The sequence below is a fragment of the Burkholderia sp. YIM B11467 genome (assembly GCF_052952715.1).
This window is the reverse complement of record NZ_JBQVSQ010000009.1, coordinates 174,813-201,140: the sequence shown is the minus strand read 5'-3', so window position 1 is coordinate 201,140 and position 26,328 is coordinate 174,813. Positions and strand designations below refer to the sequence as shown.

The window sequence follows — 26,328 nt, the reverse complement described above, 5'->3', positions numbered from 1 at the left end:
TGGGTTTGTATTTTTCGCCAATGGCTGCGTTATTGCGAAAAACGAAATGCCGGAGCCAGCGGGCGTACTGAATTCGAATCCACCGGCGCATCGCGGTACGCGCCGGGACGAGGTTCTTTCCATCGAATGGTTCAGGGAGGGTGGTCGATAATGAAGCACACGAAAGTCGCCGTAGCCGCCGCGCTTGCATGCGCGGCCAGCATTCCCGCCATCGGGCATGCCCAGAGCAGCGTGACGCTGTACGGGATTCTCGACGCGGGCATCACGTATGTGAACAACACCGGCGGCTCGCACGTGGTCAAGTTCGACGACGGCGTCGCATACGGGAACCGCTTCGGCCTGAAGGGCACGGAAGACCTGGGCGGTGGCCTGAAAGCGGTGTTCACCCTCGAAAGCGGCTTCCGCCTCGGCACCGGGCAACTCGGCTTCGGTGGCTCGGAGTTCGGCCGGCAGGCGTATGTCGGCCTGCAGAACGACTGGGGCACGCTGTCGTTCGGCAACCAGCTCGACATCACGAACGAACTCGTGTCGATCTACAACATCTCGGCGTGGGGCAGCGGTTATGCGATCCACCAGGGCGACTTCGACCGCTTCAACGGCGACCGCCTGCCGAATTCGGTGAAGTTCCTGTCGAACGATCTCAGCGGCTTCAAGTTCGGCGCGATGTACTCGTTCGGCAACGTCGCGGGCAACTTCCACCGCAACAGCGCATGGAGCGCGGGCGCGAGCTTCACGAAGGGCGACTTCTCGATCGGCGCCGCGTATACGCGCCTGAACAACCCGAACGGCATCTACGCGTTCGACCCGTACGCGATGATCGGTACGCACACGTTCCTCGGCCAGCAGACCGTCACCGTCGATCCGGCGACCGGCGCACGCACCGACCTGTTCGCGAACACGCCGATGGACGTCGACAGCCAGGGCACGTTCGGCATCGGCACGAGCTACACGATCGACAAGCTGACGCTCGACGCCAACTTCTCGTACACGACGATCAAGGGCTTTGGCCAGTCGTCGCACATGCAGGTGTATGAAGGCGGCGGCTCGTACCAGTTCACGCCGGCGCTGAGCCTGATCGCGGGTTACCAGCACACGCGCTTCGAAGGCCATCACTGGAACCAGGGCACGGCGGGCCTGCACTACATGCTGTCGAAGCGTACGGACGTGTACATCTCCGGCGATTACCTGCGTGCGTCGCAGGGCGTCGATGCGGTGATCGGCTACAGCTTCACGCCGTCGACGACGCAGACGCAGGCCGACGTGCGGATCGGGATGCGGCATTCGTTCTGAGCAGGGTGGTTTGGAGCAGCGACGTCTTCAGCGAGGTCTCTCTTTGGCGCGAACTGCGGTTCGCGCTTTTTTTTGTTTACCTGACGGATCAGCTTGCTACGGACTACGACGAAGCGACGACTCAGCGCTTCGTGCGCGTATCGGACGGGCGTTCGCCGAACATCTGCCGGTAATCCGCGGCGAATTCGCCGAGATGGCCGAACCCCCAGCGTGTGGCGATCTCGGTGATCGAAGCCGCTTCGTCGGCTGCTTGCAGTGCCGACCTCACGCGCTGCAGGCGGATTTCCTTCAGGTAGCGCATCGTGCCGGTGTCGCGCCATTGCCTGAACGCGCGCTGCAGCGTGCGCACGCTGCAATGCGCGGCGGCCGCGATGTCGCACAGCGTCAGCGGTTCGCCGGCATGCTCGTCGATGTACGCGACGGCGCGCTTCACACACGCCGGCGCCACGTCGTCGCGGGCCGGCGCCGCGCGCGCCAGCTGCTCGCCGACGAGGCTCATGATCAGCAACTCTTCCACCAGTGGCAGTTGCATCGCTTTCAGCGCGTGCGGCGTGCCGGGGTCCAGCAATTGCCGCAACGTCTGCACCGACGCTAGCCAGCGGTTGCGGTGCAGCGCGTCGAGCATCGCGCACGATGGCAGTGCGGACGGCGGCGCGCGTCCCGATATGCGGCGCCAGAGTTCGGCGATGCGCTGCGCGTCGATGCGCACGCCCATCTGGACGTTGTCCTCGCTGTAACGGAATTGCGCGCGCTCGTCCGATGCGACGAGCACGGTCGACGCGCGTCCGCCGGTGTGCGCGAGCCGGCCGCTGCGAATGTCCGCATGTCCGGCCAGCGTCGTGAGCACCAGGACGAAATCGCCGAAGACTTCTGGCCGAATTGCGATTTCCGTCCCGTAGGCGAACCACGACAGTGCGACATTGTCGCCGTCGAGCTTGAACATGGTGGCGGGCATCGCGCGGTGCCGGGCCGCGCTGAACGCGTACGGACGATAGACCTTGCCGATTTCGCGTCGGGCAATTTCCAGATCGTCGGATTCGAACAGCATCGCGCCGCGCGGGATGTCGCCGTCGGACAGCGGCGGAGGGAAAGCCGGCAGCGACGGGCCGGGCCGGGGAAGGCGATCGTTCATGGGGTCCCTTCCTGCGGGAGCGGGGGCACCGCATCGAATAGTGGCGCGTTTCCGATGCCGGTGGCGCCGAAGCGATAGTCGCCCGCGCCCGCGCCGGGAATCATGGGGCCGTGTGGATGTTAAGCGGATCGCAACGGAACCATGGAGCATTCAATGAGCGGAAATTATACGGCGTACATCGACGGCGGGTTCGTCCGCCCGCGCGGCGGCGCGACCTTCGCCGCCGTCAACCCGGCCACCGGCGAACATCTTGCGGAGATCGCGCGATGCGGCGCGGCCGACGTCGCCGCGGCGGTCGAGGCCGCACGGCGCGCGCTGCCGGCCTGGAAGGCAACGTCGTACGAGACCCGGGCCGCGCTGCTGAACCGGCTTGCCGATGCGCTGGAGCAGGCGCTGCCGCGCCTCGCCGAGCTCGACGCGCGGGACATCGGGCGGCGTATCGCCGAGACGCGCATCGATCACGAGAAGGCGATCGCGCAGTACCGCTATTTCGCGGGCGCGATCCTGACCCACGAGGGGTACGGGAAGCCGATTCCCGGCGGCTACCTGGTCGTGAAGCGCGAGCCGATCGGCGTGATTGGCCAGATCATCCCGTGGAACGTGCCGGCGCTGATGGTCGCGTTGAAAGTGGCGCCGGCCGTCGCGGCGGGCAACACCGTCGTGCTGAAGCCGGACGAGAACGCGTCGTTGTCCACGCTTGCGTTCGCGGAGATCGCGGGCGGCATCTTCCCGCCGGGCGTCATCAACGTCGTACCGGGTTTTGGCGACGAGGTCGGCGCCGCGCTGACCGCGCATCCGCACGTGGCGAAGCTGGCTTTCACCGGGAGCCCGGAGGTCGGCCGCCTCATCGGCCGCGCGGGCGCGGATCGCCTGGTGCCCGTGTCGCTCGAACTGGGTGGCAAGAGTCCCAACATCGTGTTCCCGGACGTGGAGCGCATCGATGCGGTCGTCGACGACGCGCTGTTCGCCGCGATGTACTGCAACGGCCAGTCGTGTCTGGCCGGCACGCGCCTGTTCGTGCACGACGACATCTACGCGCCGTTCGTCGACAAGCTGGTCGCGGCCGCCGCGCGCATGAGGATCGGCGATCCGCTCGACAAGGACGTGGACCTGAGCTGTCTCGTTTCCGCGAAGCAGGGCGAGCGCGTGCTGGATTACATCGGCATCGGCAAGGAGGAGGGGGCGAAGGTGCTGTTCGGCGGCGCGCGCGAGAAGGTGCCGGGCTGCGAGGCCGGCTACTTCATCCAGCCGACGCTGCTGGAGGCGCGCAACAGCATGCGTGTCGCGCAGGAGGAAATCTTCGGGCCGGTGCTGTGCGTGCTGCGCTGGAGCGACGTCGACCGGATGCTGGCGGAAGCGAACGACGTCCCGTACGGGCTCGCCGCCGGCATCTACACGTCCGATCTCGACAACGCGATGCGCACGGCCGATGCGCTCGAGGCCGGATCGGTGTGGATCAACCAGTATTTCAATCTCGCCGGCGGCGTGCCGTTCGGCGGCATCAAGGAAAGCGGCATCGGAGTCGAGCATTGCCGCGAAACGCTCAATCTCTATTCGCACGTGAAGTCCGTGACGATCCGGAACCGCGTGGCTGCACCGTCGTCCGCCGCGTGACGTGGGTGCGATTCGTTCAGGCGCCGCCGCGTGCGGCGGCAACCGGCAGGAGGATCTCCCGATGAGCAAGCCCGCGTTTCGCGACATCGTCGCAGCCGTCACCCGCAGCAAGGGCGCACCGTTTACGCTGGAGCCGGCGCGCCTGCGCGCGCCGGTGAACGACGAAGTACGGGTGCGCATCGTGGCCGCCGGCATGTGCCATACCGACCTGATCATTCGCGATCAGTATTACCCGATGCCATTGCCGGCCGTGCTCGGGCACGAAGGCGCCGGCGTCGTGGAAGCGGTCGGTCCCGAGGTCAGGTCGCTGTCGCCGGGCGATCACGTGGTGCTGACGTACGGGCATTGCGGGCATTGCCTGTCCTGCTGCGCCGGCCACACGTCCTACTGCACGGATTTCTTCAGGCGCAACTTCGGCGGCAGCGGGGAAGACGGGCAGGTTGCGATCACGACGCCGGACGGTGCGCTGCTCCACGATCACTTCTTCGCGCAGTCGTCGTTCGCGACCTACGCGCTGAGCCGCGAAAGCAGTGCGATCAAGGTGCCGAAGGCAGCTCCGCTGAGCCTGCTGGGGCCGCTCGGCTGCGGAATCCAGACCGGCGCGGGCGCGGTCATTCATTCGTTGAAGGTGACGCCGGGCAGCCGCTTTCTGGTGCTGGGCGCCGGCGCGGTTGGCATATCCGCCGTGCTCGCGGCCCGGCTGGCGGGCGCGGCCACCATCGTCGCGGTGGACGTCGTGCCCACCCGGCTGGCGCTCGCGTGTGAGCTCGGTGCGACGCACGCGATCGATAGCCGGGAGCCTGGTTGGGTCGAGGCCGTCAGGGACATCACCGGCGGCGGCGCCGATTTCGCGCTCGAATCGACCGGGCGCCCGGCGATTCTCGCGCAAGGCGTGGCGGCGCTGGGGCCGCGGGGCGTACTCGGTGTCGTGGGCGCGTCGCCGCAGGGCACGCAAGCCGCCTTCGACCTCAACGACCTGATGATCGCGGGCAAGCGCATCCAGGGCATCTGCGAAGGCGACAGCGTGCCCCGCAAATTCATTCCGGAGCTGGTCGAACTGCACATGCAGGGCCGCTTCGCGTTCGACCGGCTCGTGACGTTCTATCCGTTCGCCGACATCAACCGGGCGGCGGCGGACAGCGAAGCCGGCTTGACGCTGAAGCCGGTCCTGTTCGTCGACGGCCATGCGTGAATCCGCGGGCGCGCGGCCTGCGTCGATGCAACGGCCGTCCGCCCGCGCGCCACACGGCGACCCCCTGTCTCGACGGACACCCTTCATCGGAGCATGAGCATGACCTACCTTTATCGCGGCATGGATCGCATCGCGCTCGACGCCGCGTACGACAACACCCAGGCCGTACCGGATTTCCCGGCCGTGCTGGCGGATTGCCAGGCGCGCAGCGCGAAGCTTTACGACACGGCGTCGTGCTGGCGCGACCTTCGCTACGGCGATCGACCGCGCGAGCGTTACGACTGGTTCGCCTGCGAGCGGCCGAATGCGCCGACGTTCGTGTTCATTCACGGCGGCTACTGGCAGCACTGTACGAAAGAGGATTTCGCGTACGTCGCGAACGGGCCGCTTGCTGCGGGGTTCAACGTTGTGCTGGCCGAATATACGCTGGCGCCCGATGCGTCGATGACGCAGATCGTCGGCGAAATCGGCCGCCTGCTCGACCATCTCGCCGGCGATCGCGACCGGCTTCGGATCGCCGGCAAGCCGCTCGTGCTGAGCGGTCACTCGGCAGGCGGTCACCTGACCTTGCAGCATCGCTCGCACCGGGCCGTCACGGCCGCGCTGCCGATCAGCGCGCTCGTCGACCTGGAGCCGATCAGCCTGTCCTGGCTCGACGACAAGCTGAAGCTGTCGAAGCATGAGATCGACGCGTTCAGCCCGTTGCGGCATGTCGGCAGCGGGGTGCCGACCGTCGTCGCGGTCGGTGGCGCGGAGCTCCCGGAGCTCGTGCGCCATTCGGACGACTATGCCGCCGCCTGCCGGGCGGTCGGCGAGACCGTCGATCTGATCCACGTTGCGGGGTGCACGCATTTTTCGGTGCTCGACGAACTGGCGCGTCCGGACGGGTGTCTGGTGCAGGCATTGTCCGCGCTCGTCGCCGGATGACATGCGGGCGCGGTACTGATGCGATCTGCGTCGCGCCCGCAGGTGGGTGCCCGATGCGGGCGTGTGCAGTCGCGGCGCCGTTCTCGGTAACGGTCCTGCTGACCCAAGCGGCGGCGGCAGCGAGTCGATTCGACTGAGGGACGGGGTCGCGCGTGCATGACGCGCTCGCGGCCGCGTTTGGCTTATCATCGACGCCTGGCCTGGCAGCGACAGCCTTGGGCCAACCGCCGAGACCTCGATGACCGACTCCGTGCCCGACCCCAGTCCTTTATCCCCGTTACCCGCGAACCTGTTCCGTCACGCACCGTTCCAGCGCTTCTGGGGCACGCGCGTGATGTCGTCCCTGGCATTTCAGATCCTGTCGGTCGCGATCGGCTGGTACGTCTATGCGCTCACGCACAGCGCATTCGCGCTCGGTCTCGTCGGCCTCGCGCAGTTCGTGCCGATGTTCGCGCTGACGCTCGTCGTCGGGCAGGTAGCCGACCGCTACGACCGCCGGCGCATCGCGACGATCTGTCAGGGCGTCGAGGCGCTGGCTGCCGGCGTGTTCCTGCTCGGTGCCGTGCAGGGATGGCTGGCCGCGCCGGCCGTGTACGCGCTCGCGGCGATCGTCGGCACGGCCCGCGCGTTCGAGTCACCGTCGGTTTCGTCGCTGCTGCCGGCCGTGGTGCCGCGCACCGACCTGCCGCGCGCAACCGCGCTGTCGACGTCGGCCAACCAGGCCGCGCAGATCCTCGGGCCCGCGTTCGGCGGCTTGCTTTACGGTGTCGGTGCGCCCGCCGCGTTCGGCACGAGCGTCGTGGCGTTCGCGATCGCGGCGATGCTGAGCGGCACGATTCCGCTGCGCAGCGCGCCACCCGCACGCGAGCCGGTCACGTTGCGCTCGGTGTTTTCCGGGATCGCGTTCATCCGACGCGAACCGGCGATCCTCGGCGCGCTGTCGCTCGACCTGTTCGCGGTGCTGTTCGGCGGCGCGACCGCGCTGCTGCCGATCTACGCGCGCGATATCCTGCAGGTCGGCCCGTGGGGGCTCGGCGCGCTGCGCGCGGCACCTGCGGTCGGCGCGCTCGCGGGCACTTTGTGGCTCACGCGTTTTCCGCTGAAGGGTCGGCCGGGCCGCGCGATGTTCGGCGGCGTGATCGCGTTCGGTATCGCGACGATCGTGTTCGGGGTGTCGCGGCACTTCGCGGTGTCGCTCGTGGCGCTGGCCGCGCTTGGCGCATCGGATGTGGTCAGTGTCGTCGTGCGCCTGTCGCTCGTGCAGCTTCGCACGCCCGACGACATGCTCGGCCGCGTGAGCGCGGTCAATTCGCTGTTCATCGGCACGTCGAATCAGCTCGGCGAATTCGAATCGGGCGTGACGGCCGCATGGTGGGGCGCGCCGACGGCGATCGTCGTCGGCGGCGCCGCGACGATCGCGATCGCACTCGCATGGATGCGGCTGTTTCCGCAGCTCACGAACATGAAATCGCTCGAGCGCGACGCCTGACGCGCATTACGTATTACGCGTCCTGTGTCACGCGCACGGCCGTGCCGTAGCAGATGACTTCCGTCACGCCCGCGCCGATCTCGGTCGAGTCGTAGCGCATCGCGACGATCGCGTTCGCGCCGAGTTTGCGCGCATCGTCGAGCATCTTGTCGAATGCGTGCTGGCGAGCCTTCTCGCACAGCGACGTATAGAGCGTGATGTTGCCGCCGAAGATCGTCTGCAGCGATGCGCCGAACGAGCCGACGATCGAGCGCGAGCGCACGATGATGCCTTGTGCGACGCCGAGCGAGCGGACGGTCGTATGGCCGGGCAGGTCGAACGCGGTCGTGACGCGAGCGGGCGACAGGTCGTCGATGGAGCGGTAGGTGTCGGTCATGGCGGGGGGCGTGTAGCGGAGTGGTCGAGTGACGATTCTATCCGGATGCGCGTGCGCGTCCGGTTCGATCGAGTTGATCGCGCGGCAGATGGCGCGCCGTGAAGGCTTCCACGAAGGTTGTTAGTGCATGCGTCTCTACGGAACGCTGACGGGAACCGTCAGGAAGGAAGCGTGTGCGACCAACGCGCACACGCTTCCTTCATTTCCGGACGGACGGATGGACCGACAAACGATCCGTCAGCGCGCCGTCAGGGCTTCACAGCCGTACCGCCATCCCCGCCGAGATCGACCGCATAGGCCAGCGCCAGCTTGCCGAACTTCAGCGCATGGTTCGCCTGGCGATCCGAGTTCTCCAGCGTGTCGTTCACGGTATGGATATACGGGCTGTCGTTCTGGTCGGCCTCGAACGGGAACGACGCCGGATAACCCTGCGCATTCCACGACGCGTGATCCGAGCACGCATACCCGCACTGCGACGTGCCGATCGCGAGTTCCGGCAGGTAGGTCTTCGCCAGATTCGTCAGGTAGGTGTTCTGCGCCGCGTTCGTGTAGTCGGTGATCAGGTAAATGTCCTTCGGATCGCCCTTGTAGTTCGTCATGTCGAGCTGCAGCACGCCGACCACGTTCGCATTCTGCGCGCGGAACTGTTTCGCGATCGCCTTCGAGCCGAGCAGCCCGGCTTCCTCGGCCGCATACCCGATGACCTTGATCGTCCGCTTCGGCCGGTAGTTGTTCGCGAGCAGCACGCGCAGCGCTTCGGTGAGGCTCGCGATACCCGACGCATCGTCGTCCGCGCCGGGCGAGCGCGTGTTTTCCGTCGTGCGGCCGACGGTCGAATCGAGGTGGCCGCCCAGCACGACGGTGCCCGCGGCGGGATCGCTGCCGCGGATCGTCAGGATCACGGATTTCTGCGGAAAGCCCGTGTGCGCGAATTGCTCGACGGTGATGTCGGCACGCGAACCCGCGAGTTGCTTCCACTGCAGCGCGAGCCAGTCCGATGCGGCGACGCCGTGCGATGTCGTGTAGTAGCGGTTCGTGAAGCTCGACAGCGACGTGATCGTGCCGACGATGTTGCTGGCCTGCAGTTGCTGGATCCAGGTGCTGATCTGCGGTGCATTCGATACCTTGAACACGGGTGCGGCCGCCTGCTTCGCGAGCGTGGCGGGCAACGGCTGCAGCGCCTGGCGTGCTTCGTCGAACGAATCGTGCACGACGTAGCCGGGCCCGTGGCCGCGCGTATGGTGGACTGCATGGGCCAGTTCGCCGAGCCGCGCATCGTCGATCTCGACGACGTGAACGGTTTCGCGGCGCACGGTGCCGTCGGCCGTCTTGCCGGCGTCGACGGTCGTGCTGTATTGCGCGGTTGCGCTCGCATCGATGCGTTGAAGCTGGCGGAACGACGCGTCGCCGAGCGTGATCCACACGGGCGTCGCGTGCGCGGCGGCGGTCAGCAGCATGCCGCCCAGCGCGGCGCTCAGGCGGGTCAATTTCAGAGTAGGCATGTTCGATCTCGTGAGGGTAGCGATGTCGAGGAAGAGGGCGTGCCGCAGGTCGTGCGATGCGCCCCCGCCTGCTGCGGGATTACGATTTCTGCGGCACGGTCACGCCGTACGTGCAGCTCTTGTTGTACGCATTGCCGATCGCGGTGAGCTGCGCGTTGCTGTAGCCGAGCGCGGAAGCGGCCGTCAGCACGGCCTGCGCGGCGGCCTTCTGGTTGGTCGAGCTGTTCGTCATCGACAGCCCCTTCAGGAACGCCTTGTCCATCGCCTGCGCGCCGATCGCGTCGCGCGCGACGAGGTTGCACGAGGCCCAGTACTGGCCGGCCGTGTGGATCTCCGCGCCGCGCGCCTGCGCATAGGTGCGCCCGACGTTCCAGTTGGTCACGCGGCCGCCCCAGAACTCGTTGTGGCCGTCCCAGTTGTAGACCCAGTTGTACTGCGCATCCGACGGGCTCCACTGGTTGAAGTCGCGGCTGTACGCGGCGGCGAGATAGTCGCCCGTGCCTTCGGACAACCCTTCCTGTTGCGACAGGCCGCCGTTCGTCACCCAGTCGTGGATGCCGTGGCCGAGTTCGTGGATCACGACGTCCGCATCTTCCGCATCGTCGACGCCGCCTTGCCCGAACGTCAGCCGGCCGCTGCTCGACGAGTACGACGAGTTGTCGTCGCCCGATTCGCCGTGCGGGTCGTACTGCACGCCGCCCGTGTACTGGTACGGCAGCGCCTTGATGCCGAGCGTCTGGTTCACGTAGCGCAGGAACGTGTCGATGTGGTAGTACGCGTTCACGGCCTCGAAATACAGGTTGCCGCGCGTGAACTCGAACGCGGGCGTCGACTGCACGGGGCACGCTTTGTCGAGCGGCGCATCGAAATCGACGCACACCGCGTACGGGCCCGACAGCGAATAGCGCGAGCCCGACTGCGCGAGATCCTTCAGCGTCACGCGCACGCGCGCGGCGGTGAGCTGCGACGAATCGGCGTCATTGTTGTCCTTGTAGCCCGCGCTGCCGTAGCTGCTCTTCGTCGACGACAGCGGGTCGGGCCGGAACACGAAGCCGGTGCCGTCGGTGGCGTAGAACGCCTTGTCCTCGGCGCGCAGCACTTCGCCGCTGCCCGAGTCGATCAGCAGTTCCCAGTCGCCCTTCGGCCCGTCCTGCGGACGGCCGCGCACCTTCCACGCGGTGTGCGTGCCGGTCTTGTCGACGAACGCGACGAGTTGCGCATCCAGATTCGTGAAGCCGCTCACGCCGAGATACGCGCGGGCGCGGTCGAGCGCTTGCTGCTGGTCGACGGCCTGCGACTTGCGCGACGTCGCGACCACGCCGTTGATCGTGTTGCTCGCCACATACAGGATGCGACCGTCCTTCGCGACCGTCACCGCGATGTCGCTGCCGTACACGGGCAGTCCGGCTGCCTGCTGCTGCAGGCGCACGACGGTGAAGTCGGCGTCGTTGCGCTCCGACGTGACGACGAGGCTCGCGAGCGCGGCCGGGTCGAGCCCGAGCTGCGCGGCCTGCGACGCGACGAAGTCGCGCGCGGTGGCGGCGGGCGTCGTGGCGGCCTTCTTCACGCGATACGCGGGGTTGTACAGCGTGACGGCGACGCCGTCCGCACGGAACTGCCCGCCGGCCGTATCGGCTTTCGTGGCCGGCGGCGCGACGCCGCGCGTCAGGCTTTCGCGCAGGCTCGTTGCTTGCGGGTTCGAGACTTTTGTATCGGCCGAGGTACCGCCGACGATGCCGAAACCGAGCGCGAGACCCAGGGCGAGCGGCAATGCTTTGCGTGATGTCTGCATACGTGATCCTCATCTCAACGGTTGGACACGCCCGCGCGCTCGTGGCGCGCAGGCACGACACGGCCCGCGCGCCGGTTCGATGGAACCGGCGCGACGAAGCGGTGTTGGGGTGTCGACTGACTTAGGAAACCTAAATGTCAGGTCGAAAAGAAACAGGCGGGAAACGTGACGGAGAAGCGAACGGCAGGCAGGTGCGGCGACGGCGAATCGAGCATCGTCATGTCATACCCCTCGGATCGGAATCGATATCGGTGGGCAGCCCGCGCGGCTCGATGTGCATCGAACCCGAGCGCGTCTCGTTAGGCTGCCTATCTAATTTCAGGATATGTTACAGAATATTTTCAGCGACATTGCAAATTATTTTCGATGATCGCTTCGGTCCGTCGATCAATCGCCGGCATTGTTCAGCGAGCGTCGGGAAACGCTGCCGGAACGCGTAATACCGCGCCGGATTGTGATTAAAACCCGCGACGATCAGCGCGTGGCGCGTCGGTCGCTGCGCGGGCTCATACCGAAGCGCGCGCGATACGTGCGCGAGAAATGCGACGGCGATTCGAACCCGCACGCGACGCACACCGACGTGATGCTCATGTCGGTCTGCTGCAGCAGCTCGCGGGCACGATCGAGGCGCAGGTTCAGGTAGAAGCGCGTCGGCGTGTCGTTCAGCGTCGCGCTGAACAGCCGTTCGAGCTGGCGCCGCGTGATCGATACGTCCTGCGCGAGTGCATCGGAGCCGAGCGGATTTTCCATGTGTCGCTGCATCGTGCCGATCACCTGGATCAGCTTGCGGTTGTGCACGCCGTAGCGCGCGGCAATCTCGAGCCGCTGGCTGTCCGAGCGCTGCCGGATGCGGCTGACGACGAACTGCTCGGAGATCGCCGCCGCGAGATCGGCGCCGTGCCGGCGCCCGATCAGGTCGAGCATCATGTCGATCGATGCGGTGCCGCCTGCACACGTGATGCGCCGTTCGTCGATCTCGAACAGCTCCTGCGTCGCGTTCAGACCGGGATAGCGCTCACGGAACGCGGCAAGCGCTTCCCAATGCAGCGTGAGCGGCTGCGATGCGTCGAACAGCCCGGCTTCCGCGAGCACGAAGCTGCCCGTGTCGATCCCGCCGAGCGTCGCGCCGCGCCGGTGCTGGCGGCGCAGCCAGTCGCCGAGCGTGCGCGTGTAGCACACGAGCGGATCGAAACCCGCGACGACGAACACGGTATCGACCTGCGCGACGTCCGCGCACGCGGCTTCGGCGGCGACCGGAATGCCGTTGCTCGCGGCGACGGGCGCGCCGTCGGCGCTGATCACGTGCCAGCGATACAGCTCGGTGCGGAAACGGTTCGCGACGCGCAGCGGTTCGACCGCGGACATGAAGCCGAGCGCGGAGAAGCCGGGCAGCAACAGGAAGTGGAAATCCTCGGGCATCGGGGCAGGGGATGGAATCCGGTGGTCGTCACGCAGTGCGGGGGCGGCGATCGGCCCGGCACACGCCGCGGCCGGTTCGCAGTCGCCGAACGGTCAGCGGGAGATTATCGCGGGTTTTGCGGGGTTCAGCGTGTTTTTGCAGCGCGCACGGACCGGCGCGCGGTGGTCGACGGCAGCTCGCCGAACTGGGCCTTGTATGCGTTCGCGAAATGCCCGAGATGGATGAAGCCCCAGCGCGCGGCCACGTCGCTGATCGGCAGGTCGGCCTGCCGCGTGTCGAGCAGCATGCGCCGCACCTGCGACAGGCGCAGCGAGCGCACGTAGCTCAGCGGGCTGGTCTGCACGACCGACTGGAAGCTGTTCTGCATCGTGCGTCGGCTCACGCGCAGCTGCGCGCACAGGCTCAGGATGTCGACCGGCGCCTCGGGGTGTTCGATCACGTGGTCGTGCACGCGGCGCACGATGTCGGCGCGGCACGCGTGCGTGAGCCGGTTCGGCGGTTCGGGCATCCGGTACGTGAGGAGATCGACGAGCACGTTGCCGATGTCGCCGCGCAGTTCGCATTGCGCGCGTGCGTCGACGAACGCGTCGGGCGCAGCGAGCACGCGTTCGAGCTGCGTCGCGACCTGCAGGCTCGCGCGCATCAGCACGGCGGTCGGCATGTCGACGACGCCGCGGCGCAGCGTGGCTTCGTCGAGCCGCACATCGGCCGCATCCTCGATCTGCTGCGTCAGTTCGGCATCGACGACAACACCGATCAGCGACATGTCGTCGGGCGAATGCAGTTCGAACGGCGCGCCGCCGCGCGCCATCACCATCGTGCCGCGTTCGATGCGCGCGCCACCGAATGCGAACGCGCCCGAGCCGGTGAGCGGCATGCCGAATACCGTATGGCCGGGTGGGAGCCGGCCGCGCTGGATGATGCGAACGTTCGCGGCTTCCTGAAACAGTTGCATGCCGTCGAGCACGGCGTGCTTGACCGCGCTGCGGTACGCGCCCGAACCGATCTGGTCGTAGCGCTGGTTCCAGCCGCGCAGCGCCTCGGCATGCCGGTCCGCGTCGTCGAACTTCTCGTGGAACACGAACACAGCGCCTCCGGGGATGTCGAGCAGGACCGCGCAAGATTAAACCGACCGCGCGGTCGGCGCAATAAGGAGGAGTGCGATTCGGCGCGCATGGGTCAGAGGGTCGGAAGCCGCGCGCGCACGCGCCTTTCACGTGCATTTCCAATATCCCGAATCGGCACGCACGCGTTGCCGGTCCGGGTGCTGACGGCATTTATTGTCGAACTACAGTCGCCCCACATCACGTGAATCCCCAACTGGAGGCGACATGAGGACAAGGCGACGAACCGCGGCGCTCGCGGCGACGCTGGCGTTCGCGGCGGCATGGATCGGCAATGCGCAAGCGACGGAAAAGCCGGAGGAGCTGGTCGTGCAGAAGATGCCGCCGTGGCATCCGCACGAGGTCTATATCGTCGACATCTCGATGCCGTCGATGACCGACGGGCGCATCTACGTGTACGACGCCGATGCGAAGAAGCTGCTCGGCCAGATCGACGGCGGCTTCGGCCCGGGCTTCGCGATTTCACCCGACCACAAGACGAGCTTCGTCGCAACGACCTATTTCTCACGCGGCTCGCACGGCATGCGCACCGACGTCGTCGAGATGACGGACAACACGACGCTCGATCACGCGGGCGAGATCGTGATCCCGCCGAAGCACGGGCAGCATGTGCCGTCGCCGTACAACACCGCGTTCAGTACCGACGGCAAGCGGCTGTACGTCGCGAACATCACGCCGGCCGCATCGGTGACGGTGATCGATGCGGTCTCGAAGAAGGTGCTGTCCGAGATCGACACGGCCGCCTGCGTGCTCGCGTATCCGTCCGGCAATGACCGCTTCACCGCGCTGTGCGAAAGCGGCAAGGCGCTGACCGTCACGCTCGACGCAAACGGCAAGGAAACGAAGCGCGTGATGTCGGATGCGTTCATCGACGTCGACAAGGATCCGGCGTTCGTGAACGCATCGCGGTATCACGGCGACTATCTGTTCACGACGTACGGCGGCAACGTGCGCAGCGCGGATTTCAGCGGCGACAAGCCGGCGTTCGGCAAGCCGTGGCCGCTGCTGACGGACGCCGAGCGCGCCGAAGGCTGGCGTCCGGGCGGCATGCAGCAGACGGCCGTGCAGGCGAAGCAAAATCGCTACTACGTGCTGATGCACAAGGGCGTCGACGGCTCGCACAAGGATCCCGGCACGCAGGTGTGGGTGTATGACCTGAAGTCGAAGCAGCGTGTCGCGCGCTGGGATCTCGCGCAGCAGAAGGTCGATCCGCTCGTGTCGATCCAGGTCAGCGAGGACGACAAGCCGCTGTTCTACGGGCTGACGGCGACGTCCGACCTCGTCGTGATGGATGCGCGCACCGGCCGGCTGCAGAACGTCGAGAAGCAGATCGGCAATACGTCGTCGCTGCTCGTCAACCCGTGAGGCCGCGATGACCCTCGATCCCGTACTTGCCACCAGCGCGCAGGCCGGCGCGGCCGTCGTCGTGCTGCTCGGCGCCTTCGCGAAGATGCGCCGGCCCGCGGCGTTTCGCCAGGCGCTCGCCGGCTACCGGCTGCTGCCCGATGCGCTGACCGCGCCCGTCGCGTTCGCGATTCCGCTCGCGGAAACTGTCGGCGCCGCGGCGCTGCTGTTTCCCGATACGCGCACGGCCGGCGCGCTCGGCCTGATCGCGTTGCTCCTGGCGTTCGCCACCGGCATCGCGATCAACCTGCTGCGCGGCCACACCGACATCGACTGCGGCTGTTCCGGCTTCACGGCTGCGCGCACGGATGTACCGCGCGGCATCGGCTGGCTGCATGTCGGCCGCGTGCTGCTGCTCGTCGCGCTGGCCGCGACCGCGCTCGTCGAGCCGGGCACCCGCGCGGTCGTGTGGTTCGACTACCTGACGCTGTTCTTCTCCGTGCTGCTGATCGTCTGCGCGCTGCTCACTGTCGACGTGCTGCTCGCCAACGTACCGCGCCTTTCCCACCTGAGGAATTCATGATGCAAACCGCTCTCACCGTTTCCACCGCTTTGCTGTGGGTCGCCGTCCTCGCGCTCGGCGCGATCTGTCTCGCGCTCGTGCGCCAGATCGGCATCCTGTACGAACGCATCATGCCGGCCGGCGCGCTGATGATCGACAAGGGGCCGGCAGTCGGCACGATCGCGCCGACGTTCGAGCTGACCGACATTCGCGGCGCGCAGGTGAAGGTCGGCGGCATCGACGCATCGGGCAAGGCGACGCTGCTGTTCTTCCTGTCGCCGACGTGCCCCGTCTGCAAGAAGCTGCTGCCGCTGTTGCCGTCGCTGCAGGCGAGCGAATCGACGCCGGTGAACATCGTGCTCGCGAGCGACGGCGATCTCGACGAGCACACACGCTTCGCGCGGAAGCACGACCTCGGTCGCTTCCCGTACGTGCTGTCGCAGGAGCTTGGCCTCGCCTACCAGATCGGCAAGCTGCCGTACGCCGTGCTGCTCGACGAAACCGGCACGGTGCGCGCGAAGGGGCTCGTCAACACGCGCGAGCATCTCGAGAGCCTGTTCGAGGCGAAGGAGCGCGGCGTCGCGTCGCTGCAGCAGTTCGTGCACGGCGACCACCGCCACGACGCCCACGCGCAGCACGCCTGACCGGCCGAACCCCTTTCAACGTCATGGGAGAACAACGACATGGGCCTGTTTGATTCATGGTTCGAGCGGTCGGCGCGCGGCGTCGCGCAGCACAGTTCGCGGCGCAGCGCGATGGCGAAGCTCGGCAAGGTGCTGGTGGGATCGGCGATGCTGCCGCTGCTGCCCGTCGATCGCACCGCGTATGCGGCCGATGCGGCGTCGGGCGCGGCCGCAGCGGGTGCAAGCGACGACCCGATGAGCTGCGACTACTGGAAATACTGCGCAATCGACGGCTGGCTCTGCAGCTGCTGCGGCGGCACGTCGAGCAGTTGCCCGCCGGGCACGACGCCTTCGCCGATCACGTGGATCGGCACCTGCCGCAATCCGCACGACGGGTCGGATTACATCGTGTCGTACAACGATTGCTGCGGCAAGACGTCGTGCGGCAAGTGCTTCTGCAATCGCAACGAGCGCGAGAAACCGCTGTACAAGCTGTCGTTGAACAACGACATCAACTGGTGCATGGCGAACGGTAATTCGAATTACCACTGTTCGGTTTCGGTTCTGCTGGGAGCGGCGAAGCAATGAAAGTGAAGCAAGCAGGAAAGGGCGTGGTCGCGTGCGTGGCGACCGTCGCGGCCATCGCGTTGCCGGGCATCGCCGGCGCGCAGCAGGCCGTGCATTACCCGGCCGGCAAGAGCCTGTTCGACGCGCAGTGCGCGGTGTGCCATCAGGCGGGCGGCAAGGGGCAGGACGGCCTCGCGCCGCCGCTCACTGAATACCCGGGCAAATACGCGGCGGCCGACGCCGGACGCGCGCAACTGGTCGCGACACTGCTGCACGGGATGTTCGGCGAGATCAAGGTGCGCGACAAGAGCTACAACTTCAAGATGCCGTCGTTTGCGAGCGCGAGCGACGACGACATCGCGCACGTGCTCAACTACGTCGTGTTCGACCTCAACCCGCAGCACGGCGACGCGAAGCCGTTCACGGCCGCCGAGATCCGAGCGGCGCGTGCGAAGGAGATGGACGGCACAGCCGTTCATGCGCAACGCGACGTGGTGATCAAGGGGCTGGGCCTGTGAACGGCGCCCGTGCATCGCGCGTTGGCGATCCGATGCGGGGCGCACGGCGCACGTCGAAGGCGGCCGCGCGGATCGGCGGCCTGTCGCGTCGCCTGTCGTCGATGCTGCTGCTTGCCGTCGCAGCAGCATGCATGGCCGCCACGCCGGCGCATGCCGACGGGGTGACAGACGCGGCGCTTGCGCGGCAGCACTGGGTGCTCAACTGCATGGGCTGCCACACGGCGACGGGCGGCGGCATTCCGGGCAAGGTGCCGCCGCTCGCAAATTCGCTCGGCTATTTCACGCATCTGCCGGCGGGGCGCGAGTACGTGATGCGCGTGCCCGGCGCGTCGAACTCGGCGCTGTCGGATCAGGATCTGGCGGACGTACTCAACTGGGTGCTCACGACCATGAACCGCGATGCGTTGCCGCGCGACTTCAAGCCCTATACGGCCGCCGAAGTCGCCGCGCACCGCCGTCCCGCTTTTTCCGACGTCGCGACCGTGCGCGCCGGCCTCGTCCGCGCGTTGCAGGCGCGCGGGATCGACGGCGTCACGGAGCGCTACTGACCGACCCATTCGAGGAATCAAGAGCGGACATGGAGACGAACGGCACCTTGCCGTTCGCGATTCATCAACTCATTCCACGTATCGCGGCCGGCACGGCGTGGGTCAATTGCCATTCGCTGCTCGACGACGCGATGCCGTTCGGCTTGATGAAGCGGTCGGGCTTCGGGCGTGAACTCGGGCGCGCGGTGATCTACGAGTACACCGAAAGCGAAACGCACCTGATTTCACGGCGATTTAAAACGATGGCGTATTAATTAGAAAAACAATAATCGCGCCGCTGCCGCGCACACCGAAGTCGCTTGACCTGCATCGCATTTCCCATATCGGTAAACGATAATCGACTGTCCGTTCGGGCTCACGTCATACAAAAATCGGCTTTCATCGGACAATTATCATCCCGTGACAGGACGTTACGGCGTGTCGTTACGGATGTGTTCGTAGTGGGACGTTACGTTTCGCGGCCCGGCATAATCGGGTTCAGGAAAATGCGGACATTCGTATGACATTACGATCCGGAAGGGGCGGGTAAACAAGAGTGCTTTTTAATGGATTCAGGATCGCAAACGTTTTACGTGAAGAAAATATGTAATACGGAATAATCGCCTTTCGAGAAAATAACGCGCGGTAAATAAATTCTCGTCAGGCATGCCTCTTGCTCCTTCAACGACCCATGTGCCGCATCACGCTAGACGCAGTCCGGTGAAAACGAAAGACAGACCGGCGTCATAGTTAGTACAAGTCAACCGGGGGTTGGGGAAAATGATTTCGAGTTCACGCCTGCGAACTGCGGGAGGGGCGCTGTTGTGCCTGTCGCTCTGCGCGACGGCCGGCGCCCAGGACACGATCGACCTGTCGCCGTCGGCAGCGCCCGTCGGACACCCCATCGCTCCGCCTTCGACGCTGCTGAACGCCGAACGCGTCATGGAACCGCCGCCGCCGGCCGCGAATCCGGGCGTGGTCGCGGCGAAGCCGGCCACCGGCGCGACATCGCGCGCCATTACACCCGCACCCCGCAAGCCGCTTCCTGATGATCGACTCGGAGGCACGGTCACCACCGACGCCGTGACGCTCGCCGGCCGCGACTTCTTTACTTACTTCTCGCGCGCATGGACGGAGATTCCGTTGAGCGAGCGCTACGTGGTTGCCATTCACGAACGCCCGTCGGGGCGGTACGGCAGCCTGATCTGGGTCGAGTATCAGCAAAAGCGCGTGTTTCAGACCTTCCTGCCGATCGCGCGCTCCAATGTCCGCGGGGTGGCGGAGAGCGCCGCCAATCTGGCCTTTCAAACCGTCATTCAGGACGACCTGTCGAATCTGCTGTTCCCCGACGTCGACCTCGCGAAGGACGAGATTTAACCAAAAAATGTTGTGAAGGAACGAGGAGAGGACTGATATGAAAACCATGAAATTAGTTGTACTGATGGCGATGATGTCGGCGTCGACGTTCGCGTCGGCTTCAGCGCTCGTCTATACGCCGAACAATCCGAACTTCGGCGGCAATCCTGCCAATGGCCCGAACCTGCTGAACGAGGCCAACGCGCAGAACAAGCACACCGATCCGTCGCTGTCGTCGTCTCCGTCGACGTCGCAGTCGTCGCTGGATCAGTTCAACGCGCAATTGCAGCAGGCGATCCTGTCGCGCGTCGCCGGCTCGGTGACGAACTCGATCGTCGGGACCAACGGCGAGCTCAAGCCGGGGACCATCAGCACCGGCAACTTCACGATCGTCGTCAGCCAGGCCGGCAACGGCAACCTTCAGGTGACGACGACGGACAAGACGACCGGGGCGACCTCGACGTTCATCGTAAGCAACGGCCAATAAATCGAAAAGCAACCGAGCAGACCATGAAAAAAATGATCGACATCGCGCGCGGCGCGACGGGGATGACGCGCGCCGCATTGGGGGCGACGCTGGTGCTGTCGATGGTCGGATGCGTCACGCGTCCGATGCCGGCCGCGAGCAACGCGACGCTGACGCCGCCGACACGCACCACGCGCGACCTGACCCACCTGCCGCCGCCGAAGGGCAGGATCGTTGCCGCCGTGTACGGCTTTCGCGACCTGACGGGCCAGTACAAGGCATCGCCCGACAGCTCGTTCTCGTCGCAGGTCACGCAGGGCGGCGCGTCGTTCCTGGTCAAGGCGATGCGCGACTCCGGCTGGTTCACGCCGGTCGAGCGCGAGAACCTCCAGGATCTCCTGACCGAACGCAAGATCATGCGCGCGATCGACGGTGCGGACGCGAAGAAGGCACAGAACGACGGCATGGCGCCGCTCATGCCCGCGAACATCGTGCTCGAAGGCGGGATCGTCGGCTACGACACGAACGTGCGCACCGGCGGGGCAGGTGTCGCCTATCTCGGGATCAGCGGATCCGCCCAGTATCGGATCGATCAGGTCACGGTCAACCTGCGCGCGATCGATATCCGCACCGGCCAGGTGCTCAACAGCGTATCGACGACCAAGACGGTCTATTCGTATCAGGTCGATACGGGCGTCTATCGCTTCGTCGGTTTCAAGGACCTGCTGCAGGCCGAAGTCGGGATGACCCGCAACGAACCCGCGCAGATCTGCGTGAACGAAGCGATCGAGTCGGCGCTGACCCACCTGATCGTTCAGGGCGTCGAGAACCAGACGTGGGCGCTGAAGAACGACCAGGACTGGTACGACCCGACGATGCAGCGGTACCTGCAGGAGGACCGGCAGTACGCGCAGGACATGGAGGACGTCAATACGGCGTATGACCCGCAGAAGGTCGATCGTCAGGGCGCATCCAGTCATTAACCGGCATCAGGTCTCGGAGAAAACATGATGAATCGACAGCTCGATCGACGCGCACGCGCGGGTTTCGCGTGGCGGACGCTGGCGGCCGTCTCGCTCGTGGCGGCGGCCCACGCCGCGGCCGGTGCGCCGGTGCCGCTCAGCGACCTGGGGCCGCCGGAGCCCGCGTTCGACTACAGCGGCAACATCCTGACGCTCCAGCAAGTCGGCAGCGGCAATGCCGCATCGCTTGACCAGGCCGGCCGGAACGGGGCAGCGGTCTGGCAGACCGGCGACGGCAACACGATCACGTCCCGGCAGGTCGGCGCACAGAACTGGGTGGGCGCGTCGCAGTCCGGCAGCGGCAACACGCTGAATGCCGCGCAACGCGGTAGCGGCAACACGTTGCGGGTGCAACAGAACGGCGCGGGCAATTCGGTCGACGCGACGCAGAACGGCACGTCGCTGTCGGCGCGCGTCACGCAGAACGGCAGCAACAACGCGGTGAACCTGGTGCAGGGCGGATCGAACATCGGGATCCAGGTGATTCAGTCGGGCAACGGGGCGCGCGCCACGGTGCTCACGCATTGATGCAGGTGTGAAGCGTTTTACAAGGTGGGGGCAACCTCAACTGGCGGGGGCGCCGGGAAAGGCCAGTCTTTCCCGGCAAATTTTCTTTCGAATCAGGAGCAAAAAATGATGGTGACCAAGTCTGCAATCGCAATGGCAGTGCTCGCGCTCGCATCGGCCGCGGCCCATGCCGATTCGTCGGGCAATACGGTGAACGTGAACCAGTTCGGCAGCTTCAATTCGGCGAGCGTCGATCAGACGGCGACGACCGGCGACAACGTGTCGATCACGCAATCGGCGGCCTCGACGTCGCTGTATCCGTTCAGCGCCAAGGTGACGACCCAGGGCGGGTCGGGCGATACGACGGTGATTTCGCAGTGGTCCAACTGGGCGCAACCGGCGTCGAGCGCAACGGTGGATCAGACGGGCACGTCGAACGAAAGGAACACCATCACGCAGGTCGGTGGCGGCAACTTCTCGGCGAAGGTGCTGGAGACGGTGTCGGCCTTCACGGGCGGCGCGCGATACGATACCAACATCATCAACCAGTACGACTGGGCGAATAGCGCGTCGATCTCGCAGCAGGGTGGCGGCTGGAACACTGTGACGATCAACCAGGGTTCGCCGAGCCGGTACGCGGCGCTGAACAACGCGACCGTGACGCAGGCCGATACTTACTCGAACAACGTCGGCATTACGCAGACGGGCGTGGGCGGCACGGCATCCGTCCAGACGAACTGGGGCGGCGGCAATACGACGTCGATCACGCAAACGGGTGGCTCGACCCATGCGAGCGTGACGCAGTTCGCGGAATACGGCGACAGCGTGACGACGCACCAGAACGGCGTCGAGACGGCCAATGTGACGTCGTCGTTTGGCGGCGGCAACGTGACGACGATCTCGCAGTCGGGTGGCGTGGCCGGCAACAACGCGACGGTGAATCAGTTCCTGTCGAACAACGATACGACGTCGATCACGCAAACCGCCGACAACAACAAGGCAACGGTGAACCAGGCGCTGGATTACGCCGATACCGCGACGATCAACCAGTCGGCCGCGTCGAACACGGCGACGATCACGCAACAGTTCGGCCATGGCAATACCGCGACCATCACGCAAACCGCCGCGAACAACCTCGCCACGATCTGGCAGAGCGGTTCGTCGAACTCGAAGGCTTCGATCGAGCAGGATTCGGCGAGCAACCAGGCGAACGTGACCCAGACGGCGTCGAACTCGACGGTGTCGGCGCACCAGTCGGGGGATGTCGGCAACCTGGCCAACGCGACGCAGTTCGGCGCGGACGATACGCTGACGCTCTCGCAGTCGGGCGGTTCCAACGTCATCACCGCGGCGCAACTGTCCGGCACGGGCAACCAGGGCTACGTGACGCAGATCGGCTACAACAACAACGTCGCGCTGCAGCAGCAGGGCAACGCCAACTACGCGAACATCAGCCAGGTCGGCTTCGGCAACTCCGCAACGGTCAAGCAGCACTGAGCATCGCCGTTGTGATCGGAAAGCCGGACGGTCGCCCGTTCGGCTTTTTTTTGTTTCATCCGCGAGCGGCGCATCGCGTTTCGCGCCGGTTCCGTCTCGTCCGACAGGAAACGATCATGGTTGGAATTCACGCTCTGAATGCCTATTTCGACATTGCCGCCAGCGCCGGCGGCGTGAACATCGTGCCGCATGTGCGCGCGGCCGCGTCGCTCGATCTGTCCTATAGCCTGCACGTGACGAAAGCCGGCGGCGCGGGTTCGGTCACGCTGACGCGTTCCGGCCAATCGCAGCTCGCCGACGGTGAGGACAAGCCGCTCGGAACGCTGCAACTGAGCGTCGGTCCGGGCGACACCTGCCACGCGACGCTGGTCGTGCGCGTGAACGGCGAACAGGCGGAATACGCGGCGAACTGCAATCCGCATCGCGCATCGGACTGACCGATCGCACGTCATGCGCGCATCGATCTCGGCCGTGCGTCGTCGGAAGTGGCGGTTCGCGACTGCGGATTCGATCCGCCGTGACCTCAACGGCGGAACGTGCAGCCGCGACAATCGAACGCCTACCCTTCCGAACCAGGCGTCGCGGAGGGGGCGATGTGGCCTTGGCGCAGAAGCTCGCTGGCTCGATCGGCCCCCACCGCTTCGCTGAAACGGAAACCTTGCGCGCTCGTAGCCCGGTTCGTCGCCGCCAGCAGCGCACGCTGTTGCTCGGTCTCCACGCCTTGGGCAATGACCCCGATCCCGAGACTGTGCGCCAGGGTGACGATGGCACGTATCGTCGCCGCACTCTCCGGGTCGCGGGTAGACCGGTGGATGAGGGATCGCGCGATCTTGAGATGATTCACGCGATAAGCCTTCACGTACTCGAATGACGCGTAACTGCTGCCAAAATCATCAATGGCAATCTTTGCGCCGAGCTCATGCAGCTGAGGGAGGATGTCGCTTCGTGCCCACGACAGCCGGGCAAGCGTCGCCTCGGTCACGTCGAATTCCAGATCCGACGGGGCGAGACGCCACTTCGCGGTCGCTTCGGCGACATCGCGCACGAACGTTTGCGCACCCGTGAGCTCGAACTGAGTCAGGTTGATCGCGATCATCAACGGGGCCACCCCCTCGTCGCGCCATGCTCTCATTTGTCGGCACGCCTGATCCAGCACCCAGCGCCCGAGCGCTGCCATGGTGCCGTCCCGCTCGGCGATCGGAATAAACACCCCGGGGGCAATGAGGCCCCGAGTCGGATGATGCCAGCGCGCCAGCGCTTCCATCCCCAGAATGTTTCCGGAGGACAACTCGACCTCGGGTTGGTAACGGAGTTCGAACTCGCCGCGATCGATCGCGCCGCTCAGTTCGTCGGCGAGTGCAACCCGATCGCGCGCCGCCTGGTCGAGTTCGTCGGAATGAAAGTGATGCCGGTTGCCGCCCTTGTGCTTCGCACGGCGCAGCGCCAAATCGGTCTGCATCAGCATGACGTCTGCACCACGGTCGCCCGGGACGTACGCACGAATGCCGATACTCGCCGAGATACGCACGTCGTTGCCATCGAGCAGACAGGGCGCCGCCAGCGCCGCCTGAAGCTTCGCAGCCAGCGCCGCGGCGTCGGCCGGCTCGATCATCTCGCCCTGCAGCACGGCAAACGTATCGCCGCTCAACCGTGCAACCAGGTCGCGTTCGTGAGCGGCATGCCTGAGACGTTCAGCCACTTCCCGAAGCAACAGGTCGCCGACCGGGTGACCCAGTCTGTCGTTGATCAGCGTGAAGTCGTCGAGCGCGACAAAGAGGATCGCAAACGGCATCGCGCCATGTTGGGCTGCGGCGCAAGCCTGGCGCACCTGCGCGACGAAGCGGGCCCGATTCGCCAATCCCGTGAGCGCATCCGTGCCGGCGAGCCGTGCGACCTTTTCCTCCGCTGCCTTGCGCCCGGTGATGTCGATGATGATCCCTTCGACTTCGATCAGCCGTCCGTCGTTGTCGCGGACCGGCACATAGCGATTCTCGACCCAACGGTAAGCGCCGTCGCCCGTGCGCAAGCGGAACTCGATCGATACGCCTTCGGCGTCCTGTTCCAGTATTCGCGCCAGTGCTGCATCGACTTTCGCCTGGTCTTCCGGGGCGACAAGTTCGTTGGCCCAGACGGGCGACGCGAGCAATGCAGCGCGGTCGTGGCCGAACGTGGCGATGTCATGCGAGATGTAGATGAGCGGAAACGACGGCACGCCGCGCAGACGGTAAAGGACGACCGGACTGTTCCGGACGATGATGTTGGCTTCAGCCAGCGCATGGATTCTTTCCTCGACGAGCGCTTCCAGGTCGCTCGGCTTGACGACCGCCTCTTTCGTCATCTGCCATTTCGCGGTCAGCACACTGGCCGCCTGACGGACCTCGATGTTGTTCAGTGGCTTCTTGAGAACGAGCAGCCGGTCGTCTGCGCCCAGATGCCGGGCCAGGGTGCCCCAAGGGGGATCGGAAGGCAGGCTGCACAGGGCAACCTGCAACGTCGGGTCCGCTTGCCAGAGTCGCTCGATGGTCTGAACACAGTTCCAGCCGTGCAGCAGGTGCGTGTCGACAAAGGCCATCGCATAGGGCTGGTTCTCCGCCAGCGCTTGCACGACCCGCTCCAGCGCTTCCCGGCCCTGATAGGCGGAATCGATTTGAAACGCCGCGCGATCGGATGGAGCCTCGTCGAAAAAGGATGCCTCGGTTGCGGCCAGCGCAGTTTCACTGTCCAGCGGGCGAGCGAGAATCTTGCGGAAATTCTGGTGAGTCGCAGCCTTGTCGTCGATCACGAGGACGCGACGATTGACCGGATCGCTCTGCGCGCTGACGCGAGGCTCTTCACTGTGCCAGTGGTGGGGCCAGGGCAACGATCTCGCCCTGGCAGGTGTCGTCGCGCTATGTTTGCCGGCGCGTACACCTGCGGGCAGCCAGTGTGATTTCATGTCGAACCCGGCGTGAGGCGAGGACCGCGCGCCCCCTTGCCCGTGGTGAAGCCTGGATTGAAAACGCATGCCAGATTCTCCCCCGCAATCCCGCTGACGGCTGCCGCTGCAACGAACCGATCTCGGGTGCCTCGCCAACAAAAAGTGCACCGAACATGTATAGGGGCGCATCGATCCTGCTCATCACACGCGTACCGAACCAACCGGCGGTGCGAGGTCGGTCGAAGACGCGATGGTGACGGGGCAGGCCGCGAATAATCGATTGCTTAGGACAGTTTGACGATTCCGTTCGCTCCATGCGTGAAGCGATGTGGGTTCAATACGTCAATGTCGACTCGCCGAAGTACCCCGTATGGCGGGCTGCTCATGTTTTTCGATCAAGCTCCGCCCTGAAGACTGGCCCAATTTCATCAGACGATCGAAGTATAGTCGCGCGCATCGAACTAACAAACCCGGTTGGCCGGGAATCGCATTCGCGCTTGACGGCGAATCGAGGGTCGGACGCGGCATGGTCGGTTGCGGGGCAGGTTGCGCCCACTCGGATCA

24 protein-coding genes and 1 pseudogene are annotated in these 26,328 nt (G+C 65.7%); 18 read left to right on the top strand and 7 right to left on the bottom strand.

The window, feature by feature from the left end:
- The first annotated feature begins 150 nt into the window (after positions 1-150).
- The gene (locus ACTRWB_RS28150) at positions 151-1,290 is read left to right on the top strand and encodes a porin (protein ID WP_129515630.1); all 1,140 of its coding nucleotides are present in this window, start codon (positions 151-153) and stop codon (positions 1,288-1,290) included.
- A 121-nt stretch (positions 1,291-1,411) separates the two neighbouring features.
- On the opposite strand, the gene ACTRWB_RS28145 is transcribed toward ACTRWB_RS28150, so the two are convergent.
- Positions 1,412-2,572 (bottom strand): AraC family transcriptional regulator, encoded by a 1,161-nt coding sequence (locus ACTRWB_RS28145; protein WP_446903771.1) that lies wholly within the window; start codon positions 2,570-2,572, stop codon positions 1,412-1,414.
- 3 nt (positions 2,573-2,575) lie between these two features.
- On the opposite strand from ACTRWB_RS28145, the gene ACTRWB_RS28140 reads away from it, so the two are divergent.
- The 4 genes from ACTRWB_RS28140 to ACTRWB_RS28125 all read left to right on the top strand — a co-directional run bounded on the left by ACTRWB_RS28140 (position 2,576) and on the right by ACTRWB_RS28125 (position 7,644).
- Entirely contained in the window at positions 2,576-4,036 is a 1,461-nt protein-coding gene (locus ACTRWB_RS28140) for an aldehyde dehydrogenase family protein (RefSeq protein ID WP_446903770.1), read from the top strand.
- 61 nt (positions 4,037-4,097) lie between these two features.
- Positions 4,098-5,228: an NAD(P)-dependent alcohol dehydrogenase gene (locus ACTRWB_RS28135; RefSeq protein ID WP_446903769.1), complete on the top strand. Its 1,131-nt coding sequence runs from the start codon at positions 4,098-4,100 to the stop codon at positions 5,226-5,228.
- Between the two features lie 93 nt (positions 5,229-5,321).
- Entirely contained in the window at positions 5,322-6,155 is an 834-nt protein-coding gene (locus ACTRWB_RS28130; RefSeq protein WP_446903768.1) for an alpha/beta hydrolase, read from the top strand.
- 238 nt (positions 6,156-6,393) lie between these two features.
- The gene (locus ACTRWB_RS28125) at positions 6,394-7,644 is read left to right on the top strand and encodes an MFS transporter (RefSeq protein ID WP_446903767.1); all 1,251 of its coding nucleotides are present in this window, start codon (positions 6,394-6,396) and stop codon (positions 7,642-7,644) included.
- Between the two features lie 13 nt (positions 7,645-7,657).
- Here the strand turns inward: ACTRWB_RS28125 and ACTRWB_RS28120 are convergent, their stop codons facing one another.
- From ACTRWB_RS28120 to ACTRWB_RS28100, 5 genes are all read right to left on the bottom strand, one after another.
- Positions 7,658-8,020, bottom strand: a complete 363-nt coding sequence (locus ACTRWB_RS28120; protein WP_412023875.1) for a YbjQ family protein — start codon at positions 8,018-8,020, stop codon at positions 7,658-7,660.
- A gap of 248 nt (positions 8,021-8,268) precedes the next feature.
- On the bottom strand, positions 8,269-9,522 hold the full coding sequence (locus ACTRWB_RS28115) for a M20/M25/M40 family metallo-hydrolase (RefSeq protein ID WP_446903766.1): 1,254 nt from the start codon (positions 9,520-9,522) through the stop codon (positions 8,269-8,271).
- Positions 9,523-9,601: 79 nt separating this feature from the next.
- Positions 9,602-11,314 (bottom strand): M36 family metallopeptidase, encoded by a 1,713-nt coding sequence (locus tag ACTRWB_RS28110; RefSeq protein WP_446903765.1) that lies wholly within the window; start codon positions 11,312-11,314, stop codon positions 9,602-9,604.
- 474 nt (positions 11,315-11,788) lie between these two features.
- Complete coding sequence (locus tag ACTRWB_RS28105; RefSeq protein ID WP_446903764.1) at positions 11,789-12,733, bottom strand: GlxA family transcriptional regulator; 945 nt, start codon at positions 12,731-12,733, stop codon at positions 11,789-11,791.
- Positions 12,734-12,858: 125 nt separating this feature from the next.
- Positions 12,859-13,821, bottom strand: a complete 963-nt coding sequence (locus ACTRWB_RS28100; RefSeq protein ID WP_446903763.1) for a helix-turn-helix domain-containing protein — start codon at positions 13,819-13,821, stop codon at positions 12,859-12,861.
- Positions 13,822-14,065: 244 nt separating this feature from the next.
- Here ACTRWB_RS28100 and ACTRWB_RS28095 point away from each other — a divergent pair, with 244 nt between their 5' ends.
- From ACTRWB_RS28095 to csgH, 13 genes and pseudogenes are all read left to right on the top strand, one after another.
- Complete coding sequence (locus ACTRWB_RS28095; RefSeq protein ID WP_446903762.1) at positions 14,066-15,223, top strand: amine dehydrogenase large subunit; 1,158 nt, start codon at positions 14,066-14,068, stop codon at positions 15,221-15,223.
- Between the two features lie 7 nt (positions 15,224-15,230).
- Positions 15,231-15,785, top strand: coding sequence for a MauE/DoxX family redox-associated membrane protein (locus ACTRWB_RS28090; RefSeq protein ID WP_446903761.1), 555 nt, complete (start codon positions 15,231-15,233; stop codon positions 15,783-15,785).
- The gene (mauD, locus tag ACTRWB_RS28085; RefSeq protein WP_446903760.1) at positions 15,782-16,408 is read left to right on the top strand and encodes a methylamine dehydrogenase accessory protein MauD; all 627 of its coding nucleotides are present in this window, start codon (positions 15,782-15,784) and stop codon (positions 16,406-16,408) included. The genes ACTRWB_RS28090 and mauD overlap by 4 nt, the downstream gene beginning before the upstream one ends.
- 39 nt (positions 16,409-16,447) lie before the next feature.
- Positions 16,448-16,975 (top strand): methylamine dehydrogenase light chain, encoded by a 528-nt coding sequence (locus tag ACTRWB_RS28080; protein WP_193099910.1) that lies wholly within the window; start codon positions 16,448-16,450, stop codon positions 16,973-16,975.
- Positions 16,972-17,472 (top strand): c-type cytochrome, encoded by a 501-nt coding sequence (locus tag ACTRWB_RS28075; protein WP_446903759.1) that lies wholly within the window; start codon positions 16,972-16,974, stop codon positions 17,470-17,472. The genes ACTRWB_RS28080 and ACTRWB_RS28075 overlap by 4 nt, the downstream gene beginning before the upstream one ends.
- A 32-nt stretch (positions 17,473-17,504) precedes the next feature.
- The gene (locus ACTRWB_RS28070) at positions 17,505-18,020 is read left to right on the top strand and encodes a c-type cytochrome (protein ID WP_446903758.1); all 516 of its coding nucleotides are present in this window, start codon (positions 17,505-17,507) and stop codon (positions 18,018-18,020) included.
- A 56-nt stretch (positions 18,021-18,076) separates the two neighbouring features.
- Positions 18,077-18,274, top strand: a pseudogene (locus ACTRWB_RS28065) (aldehyde dehydrogenase family protein); the annotation flags it as partial.
- Between the two features lie 547 nt (positions 18,275-18,821).
- On the top strand, positions 18,822-19,376 hold the full coding sequence (locus ACTRWB_RS28060) for a CsgE family curli-type amyloid fiber assembly protein (RefSeq protein ID WP_446903757.1): 555 nt from the start codon (positions 18,822-18,824) through the stop codon (positions 19,374-19,376).
- Positions 19,377-19,413: 37 nt separating this feature from the next.
- Entirely contained in the window at positions 19,414-19,842 is a 429-nt protein-coding gene (locus tag ACTRWB_RS28055; RefSeq protein WP_129515614.1) for a curli assembly protein CsgF, read from the top strand.
- Between the two features lie 23 nt (positions 19,843-19,865).
- Entirely contained in the window at positions 19,866-20,804 is a 939-nt protein-coding gene (locus tag ACTRWB_RS28050; RefSeq protein WP_226800320.1) for a CsgG/HfaB family protein, read from the top strand.
- A 24-nt stretch (positions 20,805-20,828) separates the two neighbouring features.
- Positions 20,829-21,371 (top strand): hypothetical protein, encoded by a 543-nt coding sequence (locus ACTRWB_RS28045; protein WP_446903756.1) that lies wholly within the window; start codon positions 20,829-20,831, stop codon positions 21,369-21,371.
- A gap of 105 nt (positions 21,372-21,476) precedes the next feature.
- Positions 21,477-22,847: a beta strand repeat-containing protein gene (locus ACTRWB_RS28040; RefSeq protein WP_446903755.1), complete on the top strand. Its 1,371-nt coding sequence runs from the start codon at positions 21,477-21,479 to the stop codon at positions 22,845-22,847.
- Between the two features lie 116 nt (positions 22,848-22,963).
- Positions 22,964-23,284, top strand: coding sequence for a curli-like amyloid fiber formation chaperone CsgH (gene csgH, locus ACTRWB_RS28035; RefSeq protein ID WP_343493473.1), 321 nt, complete (start codon positions 22,964-22,966; stop codon positions 23,282-23,284).
- A 122-nt stretch (positions 23,285-23,406) separates the two neighbouring features.
- Here csgH and ACTRWB_RS28030 read toward each other — a convergent pair whose 3' ends face one another.
- Positions 23,407-25,782 carry a putative bifunctional diguanylate cyclase/phosphodiesterase gene (locus tag ACTRWB_RS28030; protein WP_446903754.1) on the bottom strand — a complete coding sequence of 792 codons (2,376 nt, stop codon included), beginning with the start codon at positions 25,780-25,782 and terminating at the stop codon, positions 23,407-23,409.
- Positions 25,783-26,328 lie beyond the last annotated feature (546 nt).

Bases quoted from the DNA above. Each gene is read 5' to 3' on its own strand.
- ACTRWB_RS28125 (WP_446903767.1), top strand. From the start codon at position 6,394: ATGACCGACTCCGTGCCCGACCCCAGTCCTTTATCCCCGTTACCCGCG.
- ACTRWB_RS28095 (WP_446903762.1), top strand. From the start codon at position 14,066: ATGAGGACAAGGCGACGAACCGCGGCGCTCGCGGCGACGCTGGCGTTC.
- ACTRWB_RS28090 (WP_446903761.1), top strand. From the start codon at position 15,231: ATGACCCTCGATCCCGTACTTGCCACCAGCGCGCAGGCCGGCGCGGCC.
- ACTRWB_RS28115 (WP_446903766.1), bottom strand. From the start codon at position 9,522: ATGCCTACTCTGAAATTGACCCGCCTGAGCGCCGCGCTGGGCGGCATG.
- ACTRWB_RS28105 (WP_446903764.1), bottom strand. From the start codon at position 12,733: ATGCCCGAGGATTTCCACTTCCTGTTGCTGCCCGGCTTCTCCGCGCTC.
- ACTRWB_RS28145 (WP_446903771.1), bottom strand. From the start codon at position 2,572: ATGCTCCATGGTTCCGTTGCGATCCGCTTAACATCCACACGGCCCCAT.
- ACTRWB_RS28130 (WP_446903768.1), top strand. From the start codon at position 5,322: ATGAGCATGACCTACCTTTATCGCGGCATGGATCGCATCGCGCTCGAC.
- ACTRWB_RS28135 (WP_446903769.1), top strand. From the start codon at position 4,098: ATGAGCAAGCCCGCGTTTCGCGACATCGTCGCAGCCGTCACCCGCAGC.
- ACTRWB_RS28120 (WP_412023875.1), bottom strand. From the start codon at position 8,020: ATGACCGACACCTACCGCTCCATCGACGACCTGTCGCCCGCTCGCGTC.
- ACTRWB_RS28040 (WP_446903755.1), top strand. From the start codon at position 21,477: ATGATGGTGACCAAGTCTGCAATCGCAATGGCAGTGCTCGCGCTCGCA.
- ACTRWB_RS28150 (WP_129515630.1), top strand. From the start codon at position 151: ATGAAGCACACGAAAGTCGCCGTAGCCGCCGCGCTTGCATGCGCGGCC.
- ACTRWB_RS28075 (WP_446903759.1), top strand. From the start codon at position 16,972: ATGAAAGTGAAGCAAGCAGGAAAGGGCGTGGTCGCGTGCGTGGCGACC.
- mauD (WP_446903760.1), top strand. From the start codon at position 15,782: ATGATGCAAACCGCTCTCACCGTTTCCACCGCTTTGCTGTGGGTCGCC.
- ACTRWB_RS28045 (WP_446903756.1), top strand. From the start codon at position 20,829: ATGATGAATCGACAGCTCGATCGACGCGCACGCGCGGGTTTCGCGTGG.
- ACTRWB_RS28030 (WP_446903754.1), bottom strand. From the start codon at position 25,782: ATGAAATCACACTGGCTGCCCGCAGGTGTACGCGCCGGCAAACATAGC.
- ACTRWB_RS28055 (WP_129515614.1), top strand. From the start codon at position 19,414: ATGAAAACCATGAAATTAGTTGTACTGATGGCGATGATGTCGGCGTCG.
- ACTRWB_RS28080 (WP_193099910.1), top strand. From the start codon at position 16,448: ATGGGCCTGTTTGATTCATGGTTCGAGCGGTCGGCGCGCGGCGTCGCG.
- ACTRWB_RS28070 (WP_446903758.1), top strand. From the start codon at position 17,505: ATGCGGGGCGCACGGCGCACGTCGAAGGCGGCCGCGCGGATCGGCGGC.
- csgH (WP_343493473.1), top strand. From the start codon at position 22,964: ATGGTTGGAATTCACGCTCTGAATGCCTATTTCGACATTGCCGCCAGC.
- ACTRWB_RS28110 (WP_446903765.1), bottom strand. From the start codon at position 11,314: ATGCAGACATCACGCAAAGCATTGCCGCTCGCCCTGGGTCTCGCGCTC.
- ACTRWB_RS28140 (WP_446903770.1), top strand. From the start codon at position 2,576: ATGAGCGGAAATTATACGGCGTACATCGACGGCGGGTTCGTCCGCCCG.
- ACTRWB_RS28050 (WP_226800320.1), top strand. From the start codon at position 19,866: ATGAAAAAAATGATCGACATCGCGCGCGGCGCGACGGGGATGACGCGC.